Consider the following 21,817-nt stretch of genomic DNA (forward strand, 5'->3'; position numbering starts at 1 on the left):
GTCGGCAGGCCGGTGGTGCGGGCCGCGTTCGGATTGTCGCCCGTCGCATAGACCAGCCGGCCAAAGCGTGTCTTGCGCAGGAAGAGACCCATCAAAGCCGCCACGGCGCCGAAGATGACGACCGACATCGGTATGCCGAGCACGCTGCCATTGCCGACGAATTTCAGCCAGGCGATGTCCGGCGGGGCATAAAGCACGTCCGAGGCAAAGACGATGCGCCCCGAGCCATAGACCGAAGAGGCAATGGCCAAAGTGGCGAAGATCGGCGGCACTTCCGCGATCGCCACCATGACGCCGGTGAACAGGCCGATAGCCGCGACCAGCACGGCGCCACAGATCACGGCCAGTGTGAAATCGATGCCCCAAGAGGAAATCCAGATGCTGAAGGCGATGCCGACGACCATCACCGCGACCATGGTGAGGTCGATGCCGCGGCCGACAACGACGGAGCCCATGCCGACCGCCAGCGTGCCGAGGATCGACACGTTCTTGAGGATGGCGATGATGTTGCCCTGGCTCACGAAATTGTTGAGCGTCGCCGAGAAGACGACGAACAGCGCAAGCGATATCGCAACGACGACGACTTCCTGGGACACCTTGAAGCCAAGGCGCCTGTCGTCCGATTTGCCCGAACCAGGCATTTTCCTCCTCCCAGGCAGCCTATGGTTGGCGCCTTCCTCAGGCGACCAGTTGCTCCGGAATCCTCCCAAGGCACCGGCCGTCCGCCTGATGGGACAATTACGACTGGAGCTTCGGCGGACAATTTCGTTTTTCTGATGCGCTGTGCAGTTTGCCGTCCGCGCGAGGACAATCCGGTACCCTTAGGTCGACGCCAGACAGCTGGCGCACCAGTGGGCACAAGAGGGCCGTTCCTTGTTGGAAGTCCGCTTGCCATTCCGCAGGTCTGGCGAAGCTAAGGACGACGCACGAAATTGACTGCCAGCTTCGAGATATCGGTCATGCCCCGAACGAAGCCACGCAGAACGTCCCGGCAGCCACCCGGGAATGGAAGCGAAGGCGGCTAGTTACCCATCCAAGGCATATCGATCGCCCCGAGCGATACGACGATCCCGAGGGCCACCAGCGCAACGCCCACGCTACCTTCGAAGCGCCGGCCACGGGGCAGCAGCTTCTCGACGAAGACAACCAGCGTCAAAAGCAGCATCCAGGCGAGGCTCATGACGCCGGTCGCGACCAACACGGCAAACAGCGCCCAGCAGCAGCCAAAGCAATATAGGCCGTGGCGCAGCCCCATCTTGAGCGCGCCAACACGTCCGTCGCGCCAGTGCTGCGCAACGAAAGCGAGCGGCGAGCGGCAGTGGCTGAGGCAAACATGCTTGAAGGTTGTGAATTGGTAGAGCCCGGCGACGCCAAGCGTGGCGCCAAGCGCGAGCGGTGCCCATTTCGAACGCTGCGGTGGATCGAGGCTCGTTGCAAAGCCGCTGCCGAGCTGGACCAGGACATATACGACAAGGCCCGCGGCCGCCCAGATGAGCAGATAGCCCGCGACAAAGGTCCACGTCGGGACGGCCACGCCTTGTTCGCGCCTCGCCTGCGCCGCCGCGAACATAAAGATCATAGGCGCCGCAGCTGGCAGCATCATGGCAGCCATCATCACGGTCCACACAGCGAGAAAAGCGGCAGCGCCGGCAACCGACCAGCCGTCGGCGGCAATTCCGGCCATCGCCATGCCGGCCATGCCTTCCATACCCGCCATGCCGCCGCGCACGGCAATGCCCATGGGCATATCCATGCTGAAGGTTTGGTAGAGGGTGAGCGCCCACGCCGCTGCCGTCAGCCCGACCAGCGATGCGAGCAGACCGAACGGGATGCCGCGCAGATTCCGGGTTAGCCGCCGCGATGTCCTGGGGAACGCGTCAGCCATCGCCGTACCCTAGTTCGGGCCGGTCCAGTCGAACGGAATGTGCTTGCTCGAGCGGGCCGTTCCGGTCCAGTCGAACCCGAAGCCTTTGGCGCTCACCTCGACAGAGCGCCCCCAGGTGGCAACCTGGCCCGGGCCGACCTCCGAACCAGGCGAGTTGATCGTCTGCACCCGCTTGCCGGGTGGGGTGGTGGGTCCGGAAAGCGCTTCCGCGTGACCGACGACGAGGCCAGGAATATCGACGCGCCAGGTGGCCAGGTCGCCCGCCACCTCGAAAGTGATCGGCACGAACTCCATGCCACGCATCTCGCCGACATTGGCTGCAAAGCCCGCCGGCCAGCCGCCGGCCTGGCCACCGAAGATCATCTGCAGGGCTTCGCGTTGCCGCTCGTTCGCCCTTTCGTCGAGATACATGCCCATCACGGCACTTGCCTCGCCAGCCCAGAGATTGCCTTCAAACTCGCCGAGCGCCACCAGTGTCAGGCCGTCGAGCTTGACGTCGCCATACTGACCCTCGCGCACATGCCAGGCGAGCACACCTTGGCAATGATTGCCGGTGGGCCGCTGTGCGAACTCGCAGGGGCAAGGGATATCGCAGCTGCAGATGTCGAACCAGTCGCCTGCGAGCCGCCATTGAGGTACTGCATTCATGGCCAGTCCTCCCGAAGATCGAGGGATCAGATAGTACGACGATGGCAAGCCGCACTCCAGCTATTCGTGCGCAGCTCTCCGATTTTGAGACTGGCCCTTCACGTAGGGGTCGAGCGGTTCACGCCTGCAACTGGGCCACTTAGGTCGCCATCTCGGCAACGACCGTCCCCGAGACCGGATCGGTCACGCCGAGGTCGCCGCCAAGATCCTCAAGCATGTCGCGCATCGTATCCAGAAGCCCGATCATCTGGGGCCGCGCCGCTGCGAGACTATCCATGTCGTTCCATTCGCCGACGATGCAGAAGGTTCGGTCGCCAGTCCTGATGAGCGCACCTTTGCGGAAGCCCTTGACGTCGAGCTTTGCCTTCATGTGCGCATCGATGAATGCCTGCTCCCTGCCGGGCTTGGTGCGGAACCGGACGACGTTGTAAGCGGTCATGTCTTCCTCCATTCAATCGCTTTCACGCAAAGAACCTTCGGGACGTGCCTCGATAGGCGTGTTGAACGGCGTCTCGTGGCGCGGCCTTGGCGACAGGCCAGTTCCCGTTGCGGGGTAAGGTTCTCGCCGTGACAGTCAGTTGTTCGATCCGTAGCGACTGGCCGTTACAGCTTCACAGTAACGTGACCGCTGATGGGAATTCTCAGCGAGAGCGGCGACTTCGAGTCCGCTGCCACATGGGGCCAACCAAGCTAGCTCAGAAACCCCGGCTGGCGTCGACGTCCTATCCTGGTGGACTGGACTACGCCGATTTCAAAACATGGCTGTGGTCGAAGTCTACGAGTTTTGGGTAAGCGATGGTTGGCGCATGCGCCAGACCAAGGAGCCGTTCACGGTAACGGTCGAGGAAAATCCAGCGTTCGGTGTCGCTGATGCGCGCAGGTGCGTGCACCAGGAAAGGCTCGATCACCGTGAAGCCGACAAAGTAGAGCATACCGTGATTGATCGGAAAAAGAATTGCACCGATTGGGCCGTTCAATCCTCGGTCGGAATAGATCGGCGGCGGCCCGCCGATCGTGACGGAACACATCGCGCGCTTTCCTGAGAAGACGCCGCGATCATACCATTTGCCGCCGCCATAAGTGCGGCCCCCAGACGCGAACACCCGGTCGACCCAGCCCTTGAGAATCGCCGGCAGCCCGAACCACCAGAGCGGAAACTGAAGGATCAAAGCGTCACACCAGAAGAGTTTGTCCATCTCCGCCTGGATGTCTGGAGCAAATCCGTCGTGGGCGGCCGCATTCGCCTCCTCAGTCTGCTGGTGGTAGTAGTTCGCGTCTCGTACGGTCGTGAAGTTGCGGCGATCCGATACTGGGTTGAACCCCATGGCGTAGAGATCGGAGACAACGACCTCGTGTCCAGCCTCGGACAACGCCCCCCTGGCCGATCGGGTCAGGGCACCGTTGAAGCTGTTGGGCTCCGGGTGCGCGTGGACGATGAAGATGCGCATCGTGCTTTCCCCGCCCGGTCGGACTGTTCATTTTGCAGATGCCGAAAGCGTTCGCTCGGCGACATAGTCGAGAGACAAGACGCCGGCGCCGCGTGTCAGCACGAGAAACAGCAGCGATGCCCACAGGAGGTGCTCGGCCCAGTTCTCCGGATAGACGAAGATCTGGATAACGGAGACGACGCCGAGCAGCATCAGAGCCGCAAGGCGCGAGAACAGTCCAAGGAAAATCAACACCGAGCCTGTGATTTCGGCCGTCGTCGCCAAGGGCGCGGCGATCGACGGATCGATGAGCGGCAGATTGTATTCGCTGGCGAATAGCTGCAGCGTCACGGGCCAGGATGCGAGCTTGCTCTGCGCCGATTGCCAGAAAACATGAGCCACCGCCACACGAGCAGCGAGCTGGATCAGTGAAAACGGGAGGTACTCGGGCAGCTTGATGATACGCTTGTAGAGGCCGACAAAGCCGGCCGGTTTGGACGAGGATTGCTCCGATATTGCGGTCATGACCGTCTCCGTCAGTTTGAGGGGGAATTCGCAGCGATCCGCACGTCGGTGACGAGCCTGTCGCGGAACAGACGCACAAGGGCTGAAACCAGGTCGAAGGCCGGGTCGAGCGCCAGGGCACGGCCGGTGGCATGCTCGAGACCGAAACTGTGCTTCAGCGAATGCCAGAAGGCGAAGCTCGCGCGGTCGAGCAGAAAAAGCCGCACGTAGTTCCCCGATCGCCACAGCGCCACGCGTTCGGGACGCCTTGTCCAGGTGATGCTTTCGTCGACCGCCGTCCCGTGTTGATGCGCCATCCATACCGACAGGATCGACCAGTGCGAGATGATCAGTCGCAGTGAGGGCTGGAGCAGGATATCCGGCGAGAACCCAAGATCAGTGCAGTCGTATTCTGCTAGGCTGCGGGGCGGCAGGGAAGCCGTGTCGAGCGCCTCCGCTATGGCCCATTCGAGCCGCGCCGTTTCGGCGACGATCGGCATGTCGGACAGCGTGTCGATCGTCTTCAGGAAGCGTGGGAATCCGGATCCATAGCGCGAAAGACGCGATTCAGCCGGCGGATACCGTCGAATGAACTCACTCGCCACGTAGCGGAAAAAGCGTTCGTCTATCAGCCGGACGGTGACAGGAAACACCGACATCAGCGCCGCGGTGAGCGAGCTGCGCGTGTTGTTTTGGTAGATACGCAGGCGGGCCAACGGATCGGCCTTGCCGGCGGTCAGCACATTCGCGGCGACAACTGGCTCCATGGCCAGCACTGCCCGCGCGATGGTGGTCTGCAGGTGTTCAAGCGGCAACATGGTATTCCTCCTCGATTGAGACAAGCGCCGCGGGCATGCACGACCTGGCGCACCGGGCAGCTGCAAACGCCGCAAGGACGGGCATGCTGGTCGTCGTTTCGGCCTCGACAGAAAGGCGGATCGGCGGCGCTCGTGTTTCGGTCGTTTGCTCACGTCGCGCGACTTGCTTGCGGCTGAACATGATCGACGCGGTGAGCATGTCGGCCCACATCGCTTCGCCAAGCAGCACGTCGAGGACGGGAACGTCGGTGTCCCACTCGATCAGGGTGGGGCGCGGTCCGAACCGGTCTATGGCATGCTGGTAGAGCGCCCAGACGACCGGCGGCACGCGCGAGCCATGGTCGTCGATGAGCACGGTGTCGGTCCCGACCTGATTGGTTGCGTGACCGGCAAGATGAATCTCCTCGATCGCCGCCGCCGGCAGCGCATCGATGAAGGCTTTGGCGTCATATTGCAGATTGTGCGCCGAAACCTGGACGTTGTTGACGTCGAGCAGCAGGCCGCAGCCGGTCCGCGCCACGAGCTCGGACAGGAACTCGGCCTCGCTCATCGCCGAATCCGCAAAGGCGACATAGGCCGACAGGTTCTCGATCAGCACACGCCGCTTCAGAGCGTCCTGGACGGTCTCGACGTTGCGCGCCACGATCGCCAGCGCGTCTTCGTCGTAGCGAAGTGGCAGCAGATCGTTGAGGTAGGCGCCGTCGGCGACGCTCCAGGCCAGATGTTCGGAGACGAGATCGGGCTGGAAGCGCTCGCAGACCTTGCGCAGTCGCTCCAAATGATCGCGGTCCAAGCCTCGCGCGCTGCCGAGCGACAGGCCGACGCCATGAACGGAAACGGGATAGATCTCGCGCAATCTTTCCAGCGCCTCGACGCCGGCGCCCTCCCCCATATAGTTCTCGGCGTGGACCTCAAGCCAGCCGGCGGAGGGCCGCCTCGTCAGCATCTCTGTGATGTGAGGCGAGCGAAGACCGATGCCCGCCGATGCGGGGATCGCGAGGGACTGAAACGCACGGGACATCGGTCTGCTCCTTTCAAGGGTTGGCTCGAAGTCTGGATTGCTCAGGCTTTCGGCTTGTCGCTGCCGCCGGTGATCTTGGCGCAGCTGCCTGCGGGCACGTAGAGCCAGGAATCCGGCTGGTTGTCGGCGGTTGCGGTGCCGGCGCAGGAATGCGTCGCGGTCTGGCAGTCGTTCTGGCCGGCCTTGACGACGCCGTAGCACTTCTCGAAGGCGAAGCCGGGCTTGGCGGCCGGGCCGCTGTAGGCCGCTGTCGCGGCAAGCGAAGTAGCGGCCGCGAGGGCCGATCCGATGAGGGTCTTGGTGTTGATCACAGGCTTGTCTCCTGGTTGGCGTTTCGAGTGAAAGACCGGCCTCGAGGCCTGTCTGCAGATCAGTCTGTCCGATCGTGACGCCGAGCTGAAATGCTGTCTCGGCATGGATTTGATACGCACTCCCTATGTCCCGGAAGGCGGCGCGAAAAAGCCCTCCGGCGGGGGCACCGGAGGGCTTGGCACCTGCGTTCGGGAGTATGCGATGCAGGCGCGGCTAGGCGGGGAGCGAGGCGCCTAGATGTATCGTCGCTCGCAGGCTGCGACCGGGCTTTCATCAGCGCGCAGAGGATCAGCGGCAAGCCAGGCTGCTGCACGCTGCCGCCCCCTATCGCGCATGTCGGTCAGTTCGCCCCAGTCGGTCCAGGGCCGCAACAGCAGCGGAGCTCCGGCACGGTGTCGACTGTCGAATATGGTGTGAACCGGCGCGCATTTCGTCAGGCAATGACCGGCTGCGGTGCTGCGATCCGGACACGGCCTGGTGAAGACGGAAGGCTTGCCAGCGATAATCAGGCGATGGCGACCTTCATCTGATACGAGGCGCGGCGACTGGAAGACGTCGCCCTCACCCCAATAGGCATCGCCGTCGATCTCGACAGGCGGCGAAAGGAAGGGGATCGTGGCTGCCGCGACGATCGCATCGATCGACAACTGGTCGCCTGTGAATATCTTTACCGCATCCGTGCGCGCGTTGACGGCTAACACGCCCAGTTTCACCGGGCATTCCTCATCACGGATTTGCTTGAGATCAATTGACTGTTCCAGGATAGATCGAAGCAGGCTGGCTCTGTCATCGGCAAAGACCGAAGCGTGGCTGATGCGCCGCCAGAAATTGGCCAGTGCCGTCCGCGCGCCGCGCCTGCCGCCGACGCTCAAGCCGTAGGCAAAGACGGCTGCCTCCATCGCTGCGAAGCCCGACGCGGTGACGCCGTTGACGCGGCAGTTCGTTTCGTCCAGCAGGCGATCGAGAACACCCCAGACGAACGCGCCATGGGCATCATTTGCCAGCACGATGTCGATCGTCCGTTCTTCCAAACCAAGATCCGCCGCTGAAATGGTGGCTTGGTCCGGTCTAATCGGGGACTGGGCAAGCATGGTTTCGTCTCCATCCCAAGATCGTCAACAAGGTGACTGGAGTGAGACTGCCGCATCTTCTTGATCAGCCGAAATGCCAAGGTGGCATGAAGTCCATAGGCAGATTGCATTGGCTGCCGGTCTTCGCGCGCCGCACTCTTCATCCCGATCAGACGAGGCGACGCGCGTTGCCAGCCCTGGCGCTGTTGCCAGAGCCGCCGCCTGGAAAGGAGATCAATGATGACAAGACAACTTGCCTGTCTGGCAGCATTTGCAATTGGCGCTGGTGCGTACCCTGCGTCTGCCAACCCGTTCAGTGACTTCGCTGCATTTCCGAGCTTCTATACGGACGCCACGATGAAGACGATGAAACCGATGGCTGGGTTCAAGAACGCCTGGTTTGCTCTGTCAAAGCATGATCGCGTCAAGATGACAAAGGCATGCAACGACCCGGCGATGAGTAAGCAACACGCCCAGTTCTGCGCCAAAGTGCTCGCTCTGGGCGGAGCTAACTAGCAGTGCGATCGTAGGCATCTACGAGATGCACGCCCGGCATAACCTCAATACGCAGATGGCATTGGCAGCTTGCCGGCTGATTGTCGCAAAATCAAAGCCAGCAACGAGAAACCCAGAAATTCTCATTTGCTGTCAATCAATCAAGCGGTTGTCGACAGGACGACTACCCGACCAGAAAAGGACTTGAAAATGAATCCAAAAGCTATCTGCCTCGGCGTTTTTGCCCTTTCCGTTCTTGGCGGCGTTGCCTTCGCCGGCGCCCTCGACGAGCCTTCCAACATGCAGCCCTTCTTCACCGACGCCAGCATGAAGACGATGAAGTCGAGCGCCGATTTCGAGACGGCGTGGAAGGCCACGCCGAAATCGACGCAGAACGCAATGATGAAGGAATGCAACGACGCCGCCATGAGCAAGCCGCATGCGCAGTTCTGCGCCCAACTGTTTGCCCTGGGCCATCACAGCTGACGCTACACGACCAGATGGCGGGCCTTGGCCCGTCATCGTCGCATGACGAAACGCTATCGACTTTATAGCCCCCGCGCATTGGCGTGATCCCGTTCCTTGCGGCAGTCTTCGAGCTGGAAATGCACCTGTGCTGCTCGAGGGACGATACTTATGGACATCCATCACATCCGCTACTTCCTGGCCGTCTGCGAGACCCGAAACTTCACGCGCGCGGGCGAAAGGTGCAACGTCACCCAGCCTGCGCTGTCACGTGCGATCCAGCAGCTCGAGGAAGAGGTCGGCGGCCTGCTGTTTCGCCGCGAGCGAAACCTGACCCACCTCACCGATCTGGGCGCGCTGCTGCGCCCCCGGTTTCAGCAGATCCTTGACGAACTGACCGGAGTGCGGCAGGAGGCCTCGAGATTTTTGTGCCTGGAAAATGCCAACCTCAAGGTTGGCGTCATGTGCACAATCGGTCCGCGCCGCTTCACCGGCCTGCTGGCCGATTTCAACAGGCGCCAGCAAGGCATTCAGCTGCAGCTTGTCGAAGGTGTGCCCGCGTCCCTGTCGCAACTGCTGGAGGCGGGTGAAATCGATGTCGCCATCATGGCGTCCAGCAACAGTTTTCCGGAGAGGTTCGATGTTACGCCACTCTACCGCGAGCGTTTCGTCCTCGCTTTCCCCAATGGGCATCGGTTGGCCCGCAACGACAATGTCGCCATCTCCGAACTCGACGGCGAAAATTATCTGAGGCGGCTGAACTGCGAGTATCGCGATCATCTCGCCGGTCTGTGCAACGACCGTGGCGTCAAACTCAGGATCTCCTATGCGAGCGAGCGCGAGGACTGGATCCAGAACATGGTTTCCGGGGGGCTTGGCATCTGCTTCATCCCGGAGTTCAGCGCGGTGATCCCAGGCTTGCAGATCCGGCCAGTCATCGATCCCGAGGTCTGGCGGGAAGTCTCTCTGGTGGTCGTGGCGGGGCGCAGGTTCTCGCCGGCGGCCTCTGCCTTCGTCAACAGCGTCAAGGCGCATGGCTGGCCTGAGAGTGCCCTCGCTCAAGCAATCCGTAAGACCGCAGCCTGAAGAAAACTGAAGAAATGGTTCTGGCGCGCCTCAAGTCCTGTCGTGCGCCTTCTTCATGCATCCAGGACAGCCAACGATAGTTTTCAGGTATCGAATTAAGAGCCAGTCAGCATTTCTCTTTCATCGAGGCTGCCGTCACTCTCCTCTCATGCCCCGCTTCCGCGATTGGGCACCGACAAAGGAGAAATCGACATGGCTTCCAAGACTATTGCATTGCAGGTGCCGCTGAAGCTGGCGCTGACACTCGGACTTCTCACCGCCACCGCCGCGTTTTCGGTGGCCCCGGTTTTCGCCGGCGACTGTCCTGCCGGCCAGGCCGCGACGACCGACATCCAGGAACATCCCAGCAAGCCGGTGGGTGTGACCGACACGGTCCTTTCCGCAATCGATCTGAGCAGCAAGGGCGAGGCCTGGAAAGGCAACATGCTGCGCCTTCGCAAGCTCGTCGTTCAGCCCGGCGGCGTCGTGCCTTGGCACGAGCACAATGTCCGCCCGGCCAACATCCTGATCGTCGAGGGTTCGATCACCGAATATCGCAGCACCTGCAAGGTCGGCATCGAACATCCGGCCGGCGACGTGACCGCCGAGTTCGGTCAGCTTGCCCACTGGTGGAAGAACAATGGCAAGGTTCCGGCCGTCCTCTATTCCGCCGACGTCCTGCCGCCCGCGATGCACGAAGACCACATGATGTGAGCCGTTCGTCGCGGCCAAGCTATCCCGACATCAGAAACCAAAAGCCCGTCCTCTGGCGATCGCCCGGGGACGGGGCAACGGAGCCTGTCATGACGACGAGTGAACATACCGAACCAACGCGGCTTCGCTCAGTGGCCGCAGACGGCTGGCGCTTCGGCCTGATCGCCTTGATTGCGTTCCTGACGCTCGTTGATCTGTTTGCCACCCAGGCCATCCTGCCTTCGCTGGTGGTGAAATTCGGCGTCAGCCGCGCCACCATGGGCTTCGCCGTCAACGCCAGCACGTTCGGCATGGCGGTGGCGGGCATCGCCATCGCGCTCTTCGGACGCGGCATTGATCGCCGCAACGGCATCTGGATCAGCCTGGTCATCCTGGCGATACCGACAACGCTGCTTTCGCAGACCGACAGCATCGTCGTTTTTGCCTTGCTGCGCATAGCGCAAGGCCTCTGCATGTCGACCGCCTTTACGTTGACGATGGCTTACCTGGCAGAGCATTTTTCCGCCCGACAGACGACCAGCGCGCTCGCGGCCTATGTGACCGGCAATGTCGCCAGCAACTTCTTCGGCCGGCTCATGTCGGCTGCCGTGGCCGACACATTCGGCATCTCTTCAAACTTCCTGACTTTCGCCGCCCTCAATCTGTTCGGCGCCGCTCTTGTCTGGTTCACGCTGCAGAAGACCTCGGCCATGATGCGTGGGGACGGGACTGGCGGGACTGTCCGCGGGGACTGGAAAGCACCATTGCAAAACGTCGAGCTGCGCGCCTGTTTCGCGATCGGCTTCCTGATCCTCTTCGTCTTTATCGGCACGTTCACCTACGTGAACTTCCAGCTCGTAGCAGTGCCCCTGTCTTTGACCCCGATGGCCCTCGGCGTGGTCTACTTCGTCTTCCTGCCCTCAATGTTGACCACTCCACTCGCCGGGCGCGTGGCCTCGCGTCTCGGGCCGAGGGCGGGGGTCGGACTGACGCTCGGGCTGGCGATCGCCGGTTTGCTTCTGCTGCTCGCTCCGAGCCTTCCCGTCGTCCTCGCCGGAATGGCGCTGGTTGCTATCGGCACCTTCCTTGCGCAGGCGATAGCAACCGGACATGTCAGCCGCACCGCGTCGCGCGATCGCGCCGCCGCGAGCGGCATCTATCTCGCGTCCTACTACGGCGGCGGCCTCGCCGGCAGCTTCGTCATCGGACAAGTCTACGACCGCATTGGGTGGACCGCCTGCGTAGCCGTGCTTGTCGCCGTTCTCGCCAGCGCGATTGCGATCGCGCGTGTGCTGCAAACACCGAAGGCCTGAGCATCAACCTGAAAAACTGTTATTCAACCAAGGAGACTGACATGATCAACCACCTGAAAACCCTGCTCGCAGGCGCCGCTCTGCTGATCGCCGTTGCCCTCCCGGCAGCCGCATCGGACGGCGTCGTCACCGTAAAGAGCGACTATTCCGTCGCCGAGACCGTCGCCCGCATCAAGAAGGACGTGCTCAAGAAAGGCATCAAGTTCTTCGGCGTCATCGACCAGGCACGGCTTGGCAACAATGCCGGCAACGATGTCAGGCCTTCCCGGCTCGTCATGTTCGGCAATCCGGCCCTCGGCACGACGTTCATCACCTCAAATCCCGAGGCCGGCCTGGACTGGCCGGTGCGCGTGCTGGTCTACCAGACGCCCGACGGGCAAGTTTACGCTGCCTACAGCGACTTCGACTGGATTGCAAAGCGCCACGGCATCACCGACCGGCAGGCGCAGTTCAAGATGGCGACCGAGGTGATCCAGTCCGTGACCTCGACCGTCAAAAAGAACTGAGCGCCGATATCCAGTGGCTGGGCATGTGAAGCGCGCTGGCCGGAGCCGGCGGCCCCTACTCGGCGGCGGACAACGCTTTCACCCGCTCGCCGAACCACTTCTTCTGCGTGGCCTCGCGCACCAATGCGCCGACCGCGGGCGAATGCCTGCGGCCGCGCACCGTGACGAGATTGACCTCCCGCCAGAATTCCGGTTCGGTGATCGGCAAGGGCACCACGCCAGGATGCTTGGCGGTATGCTCGGGCATGAAGCCGAACCCAAGCCCGGCAGCGATCATCGCCAATGTCCAGTCGTCTCGATCGCTCCAGTAAACCGGACTGACGGTGACGCCCTGCTCCGCAAGGATGGCGTCCGCGTAGCCCGCGAACTCGCAATTGTTGCGGTGGATGTAGCTTTCGTTGCTCATGTCCTTCACCCGCACAACGCGCTGGTTGGCAAGGCGATGGGCCAGGTGAACGGCCATCACCATCTGCTCTTGGAACAGCGGCAGGGAGTGCACTTCCTCGTCGGGGACGTCTGAAGGCAACGCGTAGATGGCGGCCTCGAGTTCACCCTCGAGCAGCCTTCTCCTGAGGCTCACGGCGTCCGCATCGCAAAGATGCAACTCGACGCCGGGGTGGTGCGCGCGAACGCCCGCGATGAGCTCGATGATCTCGTCCGGAGCGATCGTGCTCATGATGCCAACCTTGAGCGGCATCTTCTTCAGGGTCACATATTGTTCGGCAATCTGCTTTGCCTGGCGAGAGTTCTCGAAGACGCCCTCAAGATAGGTCTCGACCATGCGGCCGAGCTCGGTGAGGTGAGTGAAGCGGCGCTCACGGTGGAAAAGCGGCCCGCCGAATTCATCCTCGAGAAGCTTGATTGCACGCGACAGCGCGGGCTGCGTGACATTGCACTGCTCGGCCGCCCTGGTGAAATTCAGCTCCTTGGCGACGGCCAAGAAGTATCGGACCTGGCTGATCTCCACTGCACGCTTCCCCTCGGGGGCGGTTCCGGATGCCCCGGCGTTGCCGAGCAATATTACTAGTTGCCGTAACGTCAAACAACCCGGCCTGCGGACCTGCACTGCGAGGCGCGCCGGTCAGACTGTCGGCTATCGAATCCATGTCTGAACGGCATTTCCGCGGTTTCAGGCGGCTCGCCATACTGGTCCGCAGATCCAGAGCCGAGCGCTGCAGCTCGGCGCCAGCAGCCGCCGGCCCATTTGCCTGCGGTTCCAGACACAGGGAAACAACGATGCTCAGTGGCAAGACAGCGCTCATCACCGGTTCGACCAGCGGCATCGGGCAAGGCATAGCCGAAGCCTTCGCCGCCAAGGGCTGCAACATCGTCCTGAATGGTTTTGGCGATGCCGTCGAAATCGAACGCCTGCGGGCGAAGCTCGCCGGCGATCATGGGGTCACCGTCCGCTACGACAATGCCGACATGAGCAAGGGCGTTGCGATCACGGCGATGATGGACAAGGCCATCGATGAATTCGGCGCAGTCGACATACTGGTCAACAACGCCGGCATTCAGCATGTCGCGCCGATCGATGACTTCCCGATCGAGAAATGGGAGGCGGTCGTCGCGATCGATCTTATGTCTTCGTTCTATACGATCCGGCGCGCGTTGCAGGCGATGAAGGCACGCAAATGGGGTCGCATCATCAACGTGGCTTCAGCGCACGCACTCGTCGCATCGCCCTATAAGTCCGCCTATGTCGCAGCCAAGCACGGGGTCGCCGGCTTGACCAAGACCGTCGCGCTGGAAGTCGCCGAACAGGGCATCACCGTCAATGCCGTCTGCCCCGGCTACGTGCTCACGCCGCTGGTTGAGAAGCAGATCCCGGACACGGCGCGAGCCCGCGGCATCACCGAGCAGCAGGTGATCAAGGATGTGTTGCTGGCGGCGCAACCGACCAAGCAGTTCGTCACCGTCGAGCAGGTTGCCGCGCTCTGCCTGTTCCTGGCGTCGGACGAGGCGGCGTCGATCACCGGTGCCGTGATGCCGATCGAAGGCGGTTGGACCGCTCACTAGACCTGCACGAGGACCGAAGGCCATGAACAAGATCACGCGAAACCTGTCTGTCCCGGAAGCAGAACCGGCGGTCAGCCACCAGGCCGAAGTCAGGCGTCAGACAGTCCTTGTCCTTCAAGGCGGTGGCGCTCTCGGTGCCTATCAGGCCGGTGTCTACCAGGCGCTGGTCGAAGGCGGCATCGAACCGGATTGGGTCATAGGCACCTCCATCGGCGCCATCAACGCCGCGCTGATTGCAGGAAACGAGCCCGGCGATCGTCTGCCCAGACTTCAGGAGTTCTGGGACGGCGTCAGCCGGAGCAGTCCGCTCGACGAGTTTTTCCGGATGATGATTCCGAGCAACATCTTCGCCAACATGGGCACGGTGATGCGCGGCATCCCTGGCTTTTTCGAACCGAACCCAAGCGCGATGTTTGGAGTGAACCGCGAGGTCGGTGTCGAGAACGCGTCCTACTACACGACAGATCCGCTCAAAAGGACGCTGAACAATCTGATCGACTTCGACTACCTCAACGGTCGCCACACGCGACTGACGGTCGGCGCGGTCAACGTCAACACCAGCGAGCTCAAATACTTCGACACGCGCGAGATGATCCTGTCGCCGGCGCATATCATGGCGTCGGGCGCTCTACCGCCAGCGTTTCCGGCGGTCTGCATCGACGGCGAGCCTTACTGGGACGGCGGCATCTATTCGAACACGCCGATCGAGGTCGTGCTGGACGAGCGTCCGCGGCGCGACGCGCTGATCTTTGCCGTCAATATGTGGCAGCCCCGCGCGACCGAGCCGAAATCGATCTGGCAGGTCATGGGGCGGCAGAAGGATCTTCAATACGCCAGCCGCGGCAAGAGCCATGTCGCCCGCCAGGAGCAACTGCATCGTTTGCGCCACGTCGTGCGCGAAATGGGAAAGCTCGTGCCCGAGGAGCGTCGCGAGGATCCGATGTTCAAGGAACTCGCGTCTTACGGCTGTCCGTCGGTCATGCATCTCGTCCGGCTGCTTTCGCCGCGCCTCGACGGCGAGGACCACACCAAGGACATCGACTTCACCCGCTCGGGCATCCGCACCCGCTGGCAGGCGGGATACGGACATGGGCAGCGCGTCCTCGCGGACAAGCCCTGGGAGTGCGAGGTCGACATGCTTCAGGGCATCGTGATCCACGAATCCCAAGAGTGATGCGCCGCGCCAAAGAAGGGATGGAGACCACCGATGCAGATCATCACTCCAGGTATGCGGCTCATTCCTGAAGCCGTTCTGGCCAACAATGCGGCGCTGTTCCGCACCATCCCGGAGACTCCCTCGCACGCGGACAAGTCACTGCACCGCGTGGTCATTGTCGGCGGCGGCGCCGGCGGCCTGGAACTGGCGACGCGCCTCGGCCGCAAGTTCGGCAACCGGCGGCTTTCGGTCACGCTTGTCGATCGAAACCGCACCCATATCTGGAAACCGCTATTGCATGAGGTGGCGTCCGGCGCCTTGAGCGCGTCGCACGACGCCGTCGAATACATCGCCCATGCCAGCCGACACGGCTATCGGTACCGCATCGGCGAGGTCGTCGGCGTTGACCGTACAAAGCGCCAGGTCTTTGTTGCGCCCAGCTTCGACGATGACGGCCGGCAGGTCATACCGCCACGCGTTCTTGGCTACGACACGCTGGTCATGGCAGTCGGCAGCGTCAGCAACGATTTCGGCACGCCGGGCGCCGCGCGCCACGCCATTTCGCTCGACACCGCGGAGCAGGCCGCCCGATTCAACAGGCGCATGATAGATGCATGCCTTCGTGCCAACGCGCAATACGAGCAGCTGTCGCCCGGTCAGCTCCATTGCGTCATCGTCGGCGCCGGCGCAACCGGCGTTGAACTGGCCGCGGAGCTGCACAAGTCGATGCGTGAAATTGCATCGCACAATCTCGACAACATCGACTTCGAAAGGCTGATCCGCATCACCATCGTCGAAGCCGGGTCGAGGATTCTCCCGGCGCTGCCTGAGCCTATGGCGCGCGCGACGGCACGCTTGCTGATCAAACTTGGCGTGCAGATGCGTTGCGGCATCAAGGTCACCGAAGTGACCGAAGACGGTATCCGGCTAGGCGAAAAGCTGTTTGTGCCGGCCGAATTGGTGGTATGGGCGGCCGGCATCAAGGCGCCGGATTTCCTGAGGGATCTCGATGGCCTCGAAACCGACCGCATCAACCGGCTGGTCGTCGACGAAACCCTGCGGGCGGTTGGAGACGAGCATGTATTCGCGATCGGCGACTGTGCGAACTGCATGCTGCCGGGCGAAGACAACGCCTTGCCGCCGCGAGCCCAGACGGCCCATCAGCAGGCAGATCACATGGTGAAGGTGATCGCAACTCGTCTCGCAGGGCGTGCCGCGCCGGCGTATCGCTACCGCGACTATGGTTCCGTGGTCTCGCTGGCCGACTACGGCGCGTTTGGCAGCCTGATCGGAGGGCTGAAGATCGAAGGTCTCGTTGCAAGGCTTGTCTATCGCTCGCTATACAAGATGCATCTCAAGGCGGTGCACGGACTGGCGAAGACCATGCTGGCTGCGATAGGCGAGATGATCGTCAGGCGGGCAAGACCGCGGATCAAGCTTCACTGATGCATGTCGCCCAAAGTGTGCCGGCGGATCGGATCGTCGGGGGGTATCTGGTTGGGAGGCGAATGGAACAGGAACCTGGCATGCGACGATGCACGGGGGGCATCGAAACCATGCAGGAAAAACATGGCAATGGCCGAGGGGCTCCGGTGGTAGGCTGTGCGGGACGCGTGAAAGTGCAGACATGACCGCCGACGACCAGGCAATGACATTCGAGCAGTCCGTCCAGGCAGCCATCGAACTTGATGCGCCTCTCAACGAACGGCTGGCGGTGGTTGCCGCGGCGGTTCGCCGTCTGAACTCGGAATTCGCGGACGCTGTAGAGCGACTGGTGGATCGCCTTGAGAAACAAGGGGCCGGGACCATGGCGCCGGCTCCGGGCGAAGCAATGCCCGGTTTCCTGTTGCCTGATGACGATGGCAAGCTCGTCAGCCTGTCGGAAATCCTCGCCAGGGGCCCAGCCGTCATCACCTTTCAGCGTGGGCACTGGTGCCCCTACTGCCGCTTGAACGCCATCGGCATCGTCGAGGTGCAGCGCGAGATTGCTGAGCTTGGTGGACAGGTGGTCGTGATAATGCCCGAGCGGCGCAAATTTGCCAAAGCCATGAAGGCCGCGGTTGGCGCGCAGTTCCCGTTTCTGGTCGACATGGACAACGGCTACGCATTGTCCCTCAACCTTGCGATCTGGGTCGGTGCAGAGATGGAGCGGCTGATGGGCCTGGGGCTCGATCTCCCAAACTACCAGGGCAACAGCAGCTGGTTTCTGCCGATCCCAGCCACCTTCATCGTCGGAACGAACGGCATCATCGCGGATCGCTTCGTCGATCCGGACTACCGCCGGCGCATGGACATTGACGAGATGATCGCGGCGCTCAGGCGGGCTCGCTGACGCCGAATGTCGACCAATCTGCTGACCTCAGCAGGTTGAGCAGCGTTGTCGCGACAGGCGAGCGCTGCCTGCCGGCAACCGCATAAACGGAAACGATCCGCGACGTCCAGATCGCGAAGCTTGAGCCGCCGGGTGTTCGAGGATCGCGGCGCCGTAAGCGAGACAAAGCCGACCCCGGCATTGGCCTCGAGCAGCGCGAGTAGGTCCTGGTCGGTTTCTACTTCATGCGCGGTTCGAGGCGAGTAGCCTTTTGCGGAAAGGCAGCGCGACAGTTCCTCGCTCGTCTCCCAATCGATCCGGCTGAGCACAGGCTCTGCCGCAAGCTGGGCCAGCGAGATATCGGCCTCATTGCGCCGGGCAAGCGGATGATCGGAATTTACGGCGAGCTCAATCTCCTCCTGAAACAGCGGCCACACGTCCAGGCGATCCCAGACCTGTCCCAGCGGCCCGGCAATCGCCAGTTCGGCATCACCACTTTTCAGGGCGTCGATGACGGCAGCCGGCGAACCACGGTTGATCTTGAGGTGAACGCCGGGATAGGCCCGGAAAAGCTCCGTAAACGGCGACACCAGCAGCGCGATATTGACGCTGTTCGAGATCGTGACATTGAGCGGCGCGACGTCGCTGCTTTGCACTGCCTTGGCAAGCGATTTGGCGAAAGTGGCGGCATCATAACACTGCTGCAGCAGCGGCAGCATGCGGCGCCCAAGTTCGGTGAGGTGCGAATGCTGGCGCTCGCGCCGAAGCAGCTCTCCGCCCAGTTCCTCTTCAAGCGTCTTGATGGCGCGCGTAAGCGCCGGCTGCGTGACGTTGCACTCTTCGGCCGCTCTGGTGAAATTCAACGTATTGGACAGGGCCAAAAAATAGCGGACCTGCTGCATCTCCATGAACTTTCGCCCCCTCAGCGAAATGGTTTATCAGCGATGGCGCATATTGCGAGACTAACCCAATTGATCTCATTGAGCAAAGTGGCTCGCGGCGAGGCCGAGGATCGGCGGCGATTGCGGACGTCGATGCAGAGGAGCCTAGCCCTTTTGCCTGGCGTCGTTCTCAGCAGAATCTAATTTCGGTCGTTCGCTTCCTTGCGTCTCAACATTGTAGACGCGAACGTGCCCTTCGAGGCCTTTGAACTGGCGCGTGCCGAGGTCAACGATCGGCATGTTACCAGGCAAATGGCGCGCCACGGAATAATCGATAAGGATTTGTCGATCTTCAGCGGACGAACACAGCCTCGACGCCAAGTTCACGACATTGCCAATTGCGGTGTAGTCAGCGCGGGCCTCATAGCCAATCCGACCCACCGTTGCCCACCCCATAGCGAGACCCATGCCGAAGCCAATCTCATAACCACGCTGCCGCCAATCAGATATGAGCTCTTGTGTGGAATCCTGCATGTCGACAGCCATTTTTACGGCATGAAGCGCCGGCTCTTCACATGGAACCGGGGCGTTGACGAGGATCATCAATCCATCCGCCGAAAAACTGGTCAGCGTTGCTTCATACTTGGTGATTATCGCGCCGAGCGCCTCATAGTACTCGCGCAGGACCTGCATGAGGTTCTCAGGCTCAGCGTGCGATGAAAATGCAGTAAAGCCACGCAAGTCGCTAAAAACAGCGACTACTTCTGCGCGCTGTCCAGCGAGCATTCGCTCGTCACCGGCCTTCTCTACGAGTTCCGCAACCTGTGGTGCAAGGAAGCGCTTCAACCGCGTCAGTCGTTCCGCGCGGTCCCGCGATGTGGCAAGTTCCTGCGCCATTTGGTTGAACCGAGCAGCCAACCGTTCAAGTTCGTCTCCAGTGGAGATGGTGAGCCGGTGATCGAACTGTCCAGCACCGATCTTGAGAGCGCCCTCCTCCAACAGGAGGATAGGCCCGCTCATCCGTCTGGCAAGCCAGTATGCGAGCACCGCCGCAAGGACTGTGGCGAGGAACAACAACCCGCCCGTCCGCCACAATGAAGCGTATAGAGGCGCAAAAGCCTCTGCCTGCGACTGCTCGACAATTACCGTCCAGCCGGCCGCGGTAACCGGCGCGCCAGCAATCACAACGCGTTCATTCTCGGCGTTGCGGCTTGCAATCGCAGTGCCGCCTGCGGCAGCGCTCGCATCCCGCAATTCGCGCAGGGCCAGCGCTGCTTTCTCGTCCGCGCCCTCCATCACTTTGCTGATCGCGGGGTGAGCGATGAGGCGGCCGGCCTGGTCGATGACAAATCCCTGGCCGCTGCGGCCCACGCGGATTTCGGAAACGATGAGCCAGATCGGCTTCAGACTGATTTCGGCGATGACCGAGTTGGCGACGGCTAAATTGTCGTAGCTGGCCATCGCCATGGTTAGGGAGGGTTCGGACCCCGGGCGATAAATGACTGGACCGTACCACACCTTCGCCGTCCTGAGGCCCACGACAGCGGGATCGCCTGAGCGATCCGCCCCGCTTTCTGTCCTGTTTTTGCCAATGCGAGAGATGTGCAGCCGCTCCGCGCCAGTACCATCGACAATACTGATGCTGAGGATTCCCGGGACCTCGTGCATCGCTCGTACGGCAAGAAGCCGAAGCTGTTTCACGCTGGCCATATTCGATCCTTCCGGGGGGATCGTCGAGCCTAGCGGAAGCTGGATGCCGTCAAGAAAGCTCTCAATTTTGTCGGCCGCCGATGTTGCCTCGGACTGCAGCAGGGCACTGAGGATCGCATGCTGGTCGACATAGCTGAACCACGTGTTGCTGATGCCACCGGCAGCGATCGGAAAAATGGCCGCGGCAAACAAGACGAAGAAATACTTCTGAAATAGCGATCGACGCATGATGCGGCTTTGAGATTGGACGACGGTCTCCCAAGTGATGCGACCCGACCATAGGTCGCGATAGCTCAGCCCCGGAAAGGTAACCTAAATTATTGCGTCTTGGTATGGGCTGAGCCGTTCCCGCTCATGGTCGCGTCTCGTCCCTTCCATGGGTTTGGATACGGATCGGGGAGAGTCGCAATCACGACCCTCAGCTTGATGGAGTCCGCTTCAGGACAACGACGAACTTTGCCTGTTAGGCCGAAATTGGACGCGAAGCCGTCGTTAGCCCTGGCGAGTATACTGGATGGGTCAGGCCGCCCTTTCGCACGCCGTTGCCGCCGATCACCGCACCAACCGTCGGAGAGCCTTTCGAAATTAATGGCCTTGCGCTACGTCATAGTTGGTAGGGCAGGAGAGTCATCATTTTCTACAGAAAATCAATAGGTTAGCGGGTGGATAGTCAACCCTTTTCCTTCGTATTTTCTCGTATGGCCTGGCGAACCCAAGTATCAGGAAGAGAACACAACCCCACAAGTCTCTCCACCATCTCCTTAGGCAAAAATCGAAGTGCCCAATCAGACGGTCTGCCTGACCGGCAGAGGCACGCCCTTGCTGGAGCTGATGACTTCCGCCAGGTCCTCGACCGTCCGCAGATAGTGCTGTTCGAGCAGCACGGAGGCCTTGTCCGCATCCCTGTCGAGGGTCGCTTCCGCAAGCGCGCCATGCTCGGCCTGGACATCGCGACCGACCGGTCGGGCAGAGGCCAGCAGAACGGGAATGCGGTAGCGCTCGGTCGCTGCATAGAGCCGTTCGAAGAATTCCAGCGTCCATGGCGAATTGCAACCCGCCAGCAAGGCGCGGTGGAACGCGTGGTGCCGCTTTTCGAAAGTCCAGATATCGGCTTCGGGGCCCGTTCGCGCCGCCTGCACGTTCAAGGCGTAGAGCGAGGACACGATGCCCGACGCCCAGGCGTCGTCGCCATTCTTGATTGATGCCTTGAGCGCTTCCGTCTCGATGACGATACGCAGTGACGTGGCGTCGTGGAGCTCGTCGAGCGACAGCGGCGCCACGCGGAAGCCGCGCAGCGATTCGGCCGTCACCAGCCGTTCGGCCTGCAGGCGGTTCAGTGCCTCGCGCAGCGGCGAGAAGCCCATGCCATAGCGCTCGCCCAAGTCGGCAAGACGCAACGGTCGGCCAGGCGGAAGTTCGCCGCGTATGATGTCGTGGCGCAGGGCATCGTAGGCTTTTTGGGCAAGCGTCATTCACATTTCCTCGCCCGTACAGCCTTACCTCATAGAGGAGCTCGTC

The 21,817-nt window shown here is 61.8% G+C and carries 24 protein-coding genes; 10 read left to right on the forward strand and 14 right to left on the reverse strand.

Annotation, left to right across the window (positions count from 1 at the left end):
• The 10 genes from EN780_RS04110 to EN780_RS04155 form a co-directional block, all read right to left on the reverse strand.
• The coding region (locus EN780_RS04110) for an ABC transporter permease (protein ID WP_133372576.1) at window positions 1–641 on the reverse strand (641 nt) is incomplete at its 3' end.
• A gap of 380 nt (window positions 642–1,021) precedes the next feature.
• Complete coding sequence (locus tag EN780_RS04115) at window positions 1,022–1,885, reverse strand: DUF2182 domain-containing protein (RefSeq protein WP_127309254.1); 864 nt, start codon at window positions 1,883–1,885, stop codon at window positions 1,022–1,024.
• Between the two features lie 9 nt (window positions 1,886–1,894).
• Window positions 1,895–2,533, reverse strand: a complete 639-nt coding sequence (locus EN780_RS04120; RefSeq protein WP_127283291.1) for a DUF1326 domain-containing protein — start codon at window positions 2,531–2,533, stop codon at window positions 1,895–1,897.
• 139 nt (window positions 2,534–2,672) lie between these two features.
• Window positions 2,673–2,972 carry an antibiotic biosynthesis monooxygenase gene (locus EN780_RS04125; protein WP_127309255.1) on the reverse strand — a complete coding sequence of 100 codons (300 nt, stop codon included), beginning with the start codon at window positions 2,970–2,972 and terminating at the stop codon, window positions 2,673–2,675.
• Window positions 2,973–3,273: 301 nt separating this feature from the next.
• Entirely contained in the window at window positions 3,274–3,981 is a 708-nt protein-coding gene (locus EN780_RS04130) for an NAD(P)H-dependent oxidoreductase (protein ID WP_127309256.1), read from the reverse strand.
• 27 nt (window positions 3,982–4,008) lie between these two features.
• On the reverse strand, window positions 4,009–4,485 hold the full coding sequence (locus EN780_RS04135) for a DoxX family protein (RefSeq protein WP_127309257.1): 477 nt from the start codon (window positions 4,483–4,485) through the stop codon (window positions 4,009–4,011).
• Window positions 4,486–4,496: 11 nt separating this feature from the next.
• Complete coding sequence (locus tag EN780_RS04140) at window positions 4,497–5,282, reverse strand: DNA-binding domain-containing protein (protein WP_127309267.1); 786 nt, start codon at window positions 5,280–5,282, stop codon at window positions 4,497–4,499.
• The gene (locus EN780_RS04145) at window positions 5,269–6,303 is read right to left on the reverse strand and encodes a DUF692 domain-containing protein (protein ID WP_128272266.1); all 1,035 of its coding nucleotides are present in this window, start codon (window positions 6,301–6,303) and stop codon (window positions 5,269–5,271) included. The genes EN780_RS04140 and EN780_RS04145 overlap by 14 nt, the downstream gene beginning before the upstream one ends.
• Before the next feature lie 41 nt (window positions 6,304–6,344).
• Complete coding sequence (locus tag EN780_RS04150; RefSeq protein ID WP_127283463.1) at window positions 6,345–6,614, reverse strand: DUF2282 domain-containing protein; 270 nt, start codon at window positions 6,612–6,614, stop codon at window positions 6,345–6,347.
• 234 nt (window positions 6,615–6,848) lie between these two features.
• A complete protein-coding gene (locus EN780_RS04155) occupies window positions 6,849–7,706 on the reverse strand; it encodes a hypothetical protein (RefSeq protein WP_128272268.1) in 858 nt (285 codons plus the stop codon).
• 216 nt (window positions 7,707–7,922) lie between these two features.
• On the opposite strand from EN780_RS04155, the gene EN780_RS04160 reads away from it, so the two are divergent.
• The 6 genes from EN780_RS04160 to EN780_RS04185 all read left to right on the forward strand — a co-directional run bounded on the left by EN780_RS04160 (window position 7,923) and on the right by EN780_RS04185 (window position 12,222).
• The gene (locus EN780_RS04160; RefSeq protein WP_210215023.1) at window positions 7,923–8,201 is read left to right on the forward strand and encodes a hypothetical protein; all 279 of its coding nucleotides are present in this window, start codon (window positions 7,923–7,925) and stop codon (window positions 8,199–8,201) included.
• Between the two features lie 189 nt (window positions 8,202–8,390).
• A complete protein-coding gene (locus tag EN780_RS04165) occupies window positions 8,391–8,666 on the forward strand; it encodes a hypothetical protein (protein ID WP_127392673.1) in 276 nt (91 codons plus the stop codon).
• Window positions 8,667–8,816: 150 nt separating this feature from the next.
• Window positions 8,817–9,731: a LysR family transcriptional regulator gene (locus tag EN780_RS04170; protein WP_127392672.1), complete on the forward strand. Its 915-nt coding sequence runs from the start codon at window positions 8,817–8,819 to the stop codon at window positions 9,729–9,731.
• A gap of 192 nt (window positions 9,732–9,923) precedes the next feature.
• Window positions 9,924–10,424, forward strand: a complete 501-nt coding sequence (locus EN780_RS04175) for a cupin (RefSeq protein WP_127283467.1) — start codon at window positions 9,924–9,926, stop codon at window positions 10,422–10,424.
• Between the two features lie 89 nt (window positions 10,425–10,513).
• Window positions 10,514–11,716 carry an MFS transporter gene (locus EN780_RS04180; RefSeq protein ID WP_128272298.1) on the forward strand — a complete coding sequence of 401 codons (1,203 nt, stop codon included), beginning with the start codon at window positions 10,514–10,516 and terminating at the stop codon, window positions 11,714–11,716.
• A 41-nt stretch (window positions 11,717–11,757) separates the two neighbouring features.
• Complete coding sequence (locus EN780_RS04185) at window positions 11,758–12,222, forward strand: DUF302 domain-containing protein (RefSeq protein WP_128272272.1); 465 nt, start codon at window positions 11,758–11,760, stop codon at window positions 12,220–12,222.
• A 55-nt stretch (window positions 12,223–12,277) separates the two neighbouring features.
• Here EN780_RS04185 and EN780_RS04190 read toward each other — a convergent pair whose 3' ends face one another.
• Complete coding sequence (locus EN780_RS04190; RefSeq protein WP_127283470.1) at window positions 12,278–13,189, reverse strand: LysR family transcriptional regulator; 912 nt, start codon at window positions 13,187–13,189, stop codon at window positions 12,278–12,280.
• Window positions 13,190–13,458: 269 nt separating this feature from the next.
• Here EN780_RS04190 and EN780_RS04195 point away from each other — a divergent pair, with 269 nt between their 5' ends.
• The 4 genes from EN780_RS04195 to EN780_RS04210 all read left to right on the forward strand — a co-directional run bounded on the left by EN780_RS04195 (window position 13,459) and on the right by EN780_RS04210 (window position 17,729).
• Window positions 13,459–14,241 (forward strand): 3-hydroxybutyrate dehydrogenase, encoded by a 783-nt coding sequence (locus EN780_RS04195; RefSeq protein ID WP_127309262.1) that lies wholly within the window; start codon window positions 13,459–13,461, stop codon window positions 14,239–14,241.
• A 22-nt stretch (window positions 14,242–14,263) separates the two neighbouring features.
• Window positions 14,264–15,415 carry a patatin-like phospholipase family protein gene (locus EN780_RS04200; protein ID WP_128272274.1) on the forward strand — a complete coding sequence of 384 codons (1,152 nt, stop codon included), beginning with the start codon at window positions 14,264–14,266 and terminating at the stop codon, window positions 15,413–15,415.
• A 33-nt stretch (window positions 15,416–15,448) separates the two neighbouring features.
• The gene (locus EN780_RS04205) at window positions 15,449–16,843 is read left to right on the forward strand and encodes an NAD(P)/FAD-dependent oxidoreductase (RefSeq protein ID WP_245499866.1); all 1,395 of its coding nucleotides are present in this window, start codon (window positions 15,449–15,451) and stop codon (window positions 16,841–16,843) included.
• Between the two features lie 181 nt (window positions 16,844–17,024).
• Entirely contained in the window at window positions 17,025–17,729 is a 705-nt protein-coding gene (locus EN780_RS04210) for a peroxiredoxin-like family protein (protein ID WP_128272276.1), read from the forward strand.
• On the opposite strand, the gene EN780_RS04215 is transcribed toward EN780_RS04210, so the two are convergent.
• The 3 genes from EN780_RS04215 to EN780_RS04225 form a co-directional block, all read right to left on the reverse strand.
• Window positions 17,672–18,616 (reverse strand): LysR family transcriptional regulator, encoded by a 945-nt coding sequence (locus EN780_RS04215; RefSeq protein ID WP_128272278.1) that lies wholly within the window; start codon window positions 18,614–18,616, stop codon window positions 17,672–17,674. The genes EN780_RS04210 and EN780_RS04215 overlap by 58 nt on opposite strands.
• Before the next feature lie 138 nt (window positions 18,617–18,754).
• The gene (locus EN780_RS04220) at window positions 18,755–20,527 is read right to left on the reverse strand and encodes an adenylate/guanylate cyclase domain-containing protein (RefSeq protein ID WP_128272280.1); all 1,773 of its coding nucleotides are present in this window, start codon (window positions 20,525–20,527) and stop codon (window positions 18,755–18,757) included.
• A 557-nt stretch (window positions 20,528–21,084) separates the two neighbouring features.
• Window positions 21,085–21,771 carry a GntR family transcriptional regulator gene (locus EN780_RS04225; protein ID WP_128272282.1) on the reverse strand — a complete coding sequence of 229 codons (687 nt, stop codon included), beginning with the start codon at window positions 21,769–21,771 and terminating at the stop codon, window positions 21,085–21,087.
• Between the last annotated feature and the right edge of the window lie 46 nt (window positions 21,772–21,817).

The sequence above is a fragment of the Mesorhizobium sp. M4B.F.Ca.ET.089.01.1.1 genome (genome assembly GCF_004022605.1).
GTDB lineage: Bacteria > Pseudomonadota > Alphaproteobacteria > Rhizobiales > Rhizobiaceae > Mesorhizobium > Mesorhizobium abyssinicae.

Coding starts and splice junctions, on each gene's coding strand:
- EN780_RS04115 (WP_127309254.1), bottom strand. CDS start 1,885: ATGGCTGACGCGTTCCCCAGGACATCGCGGCGGCTAACCCGGAATCTG.
- EN780_RS04120 (WP_127283291.1), bottom strand. CDS start 2,533: ATGAATGCAGTACCTCAATGGCGGCTCGCAGGCGACTGGTTCGACATC.
- EN780_RS04125 (WP_127309255.1), bottom strand. CDS start 2,972: ATGACCGCTTACAACGTCGTCCGGTTCCGCACCAAGCCCGGCAGGGAG.
- EN780_RS04130 (WP_127309256.1), bottom strand. CDS start 3,981: ATGCGCATCTTCATCGTCCACGCGCACCCGGAGCCCAACAGCTTCAAC.
- EN780_RS04135 (WP_127309257.1), bottom strand. CDS start 4,485: ATGACCGCAATATCGGAGCAATCCTCGTCCAAACCGGCCGGCTTTGTC.
- EN780_RS04140 (WP_127309267.1), bottom strand. CDS start 5,282: ATGTTGCCGCTTGAACACCTGCAGACCACCATCGCGCGGGCAGTGCTG.
- EN780_RS04145 (WP_128272266.1), bottom strand. CDS start 6,303: ATGTCCCGTGCGTTTCAGTCCCTCGCGATCCCCGCATCGGCGGGCATC.
- EN780_RS04155 (WP_128272268.1), bottom strand. CDS start 7,706: ATGCTTGCCCAGTCCCCGATTAGACCGGACCAAGCCACCATTTCAGCG.
- EN780_RS04160 (WP_210215023.1), top strand. CDS start 7,923: ATGATGACAAGACAACTTGCCTGTCTGGCAGCATTTGCAATTGGCGCT.
- EN780_RS04165 (WP_127392673.1), top strand. CDS start 8,391: ATGAATCCAAAAGCTATCTGCCTCGGCGTTTTTGCCCTTTCCGTTCTT.
- EN780_RS04170 (WP_127392672.1), top strand. CDS start 8,817: ATGGACATCCATCACATCCGCTACTTCCTGGCCGTCTGCGAGACCCGA.
- EN780_RS04175 (WP_127283467.1), top strand. CDS start 9,924: ATGGCTTCCAAGACTATTGCATTGCAGGTGCCGCTGAAGCTGGCGCTG.
- EN780_RS04180 (WP_128272298.1), top strand. CDS start 10,514: ATGACGACGAGTGAACATACCGAACCAACGCGGCTTCGCTCAGTGGCC.
- EN780_RS04185 (WP_128272272.1), top strand. CDS start 11,758: ATGATCAACCACCTGAAAACCCTGCTCGCAGGCGCCGCTCTGCTGATC.
- EN780_RS04195 (WP_127309262.1), top strand. CDS start 13,459: ATGCTCAGTGGCAAGACAGCGCTCATCACCGGTTCGACCAGCGGCATC.
- EN780_RS04200 (WP_128272274.1), top strand. CDS start 14,264: ATGAACAAGATCACGCGAAACCTGTCTGTCCCGGAAGCAGAACCGGCG.
- EN780_RS04205 (WP_245499866.1), top strand. CDS start 15,449: ATGCAGATCATCACTCCAGGTATGCGGCTCATTCCTGAAGCCGTTCTG.
- EN780_RS04210 (WP_128272276.1), top strand. CDS start 17,025: ATGACCGCCGACGACCAGGCAATGACATTCGAGCAGTCCGTCCAGGCA.
- EN780_RS04215 (WP_128272278.1), bottom strand. CDS start 18,616: ATGGAGATGCAGCAGGTCCGCTATTTTTTGGCCCTGTCCAATACGTTG.
- EN780_RS04220 (WP_128272280.1), bottom strand. CDS start 20,527: ATGCGTCGATCGCTATTTCAGAAGTATTTCTTCGTCTTGTTTGCCGCG.
- EN780_RS04225 (WP_128272282.1), bottom strand. CDS start 21,771: ATGACGCTTGCCCAAAAAGCCTACGATGCCCTGCGCCACGACATCATA.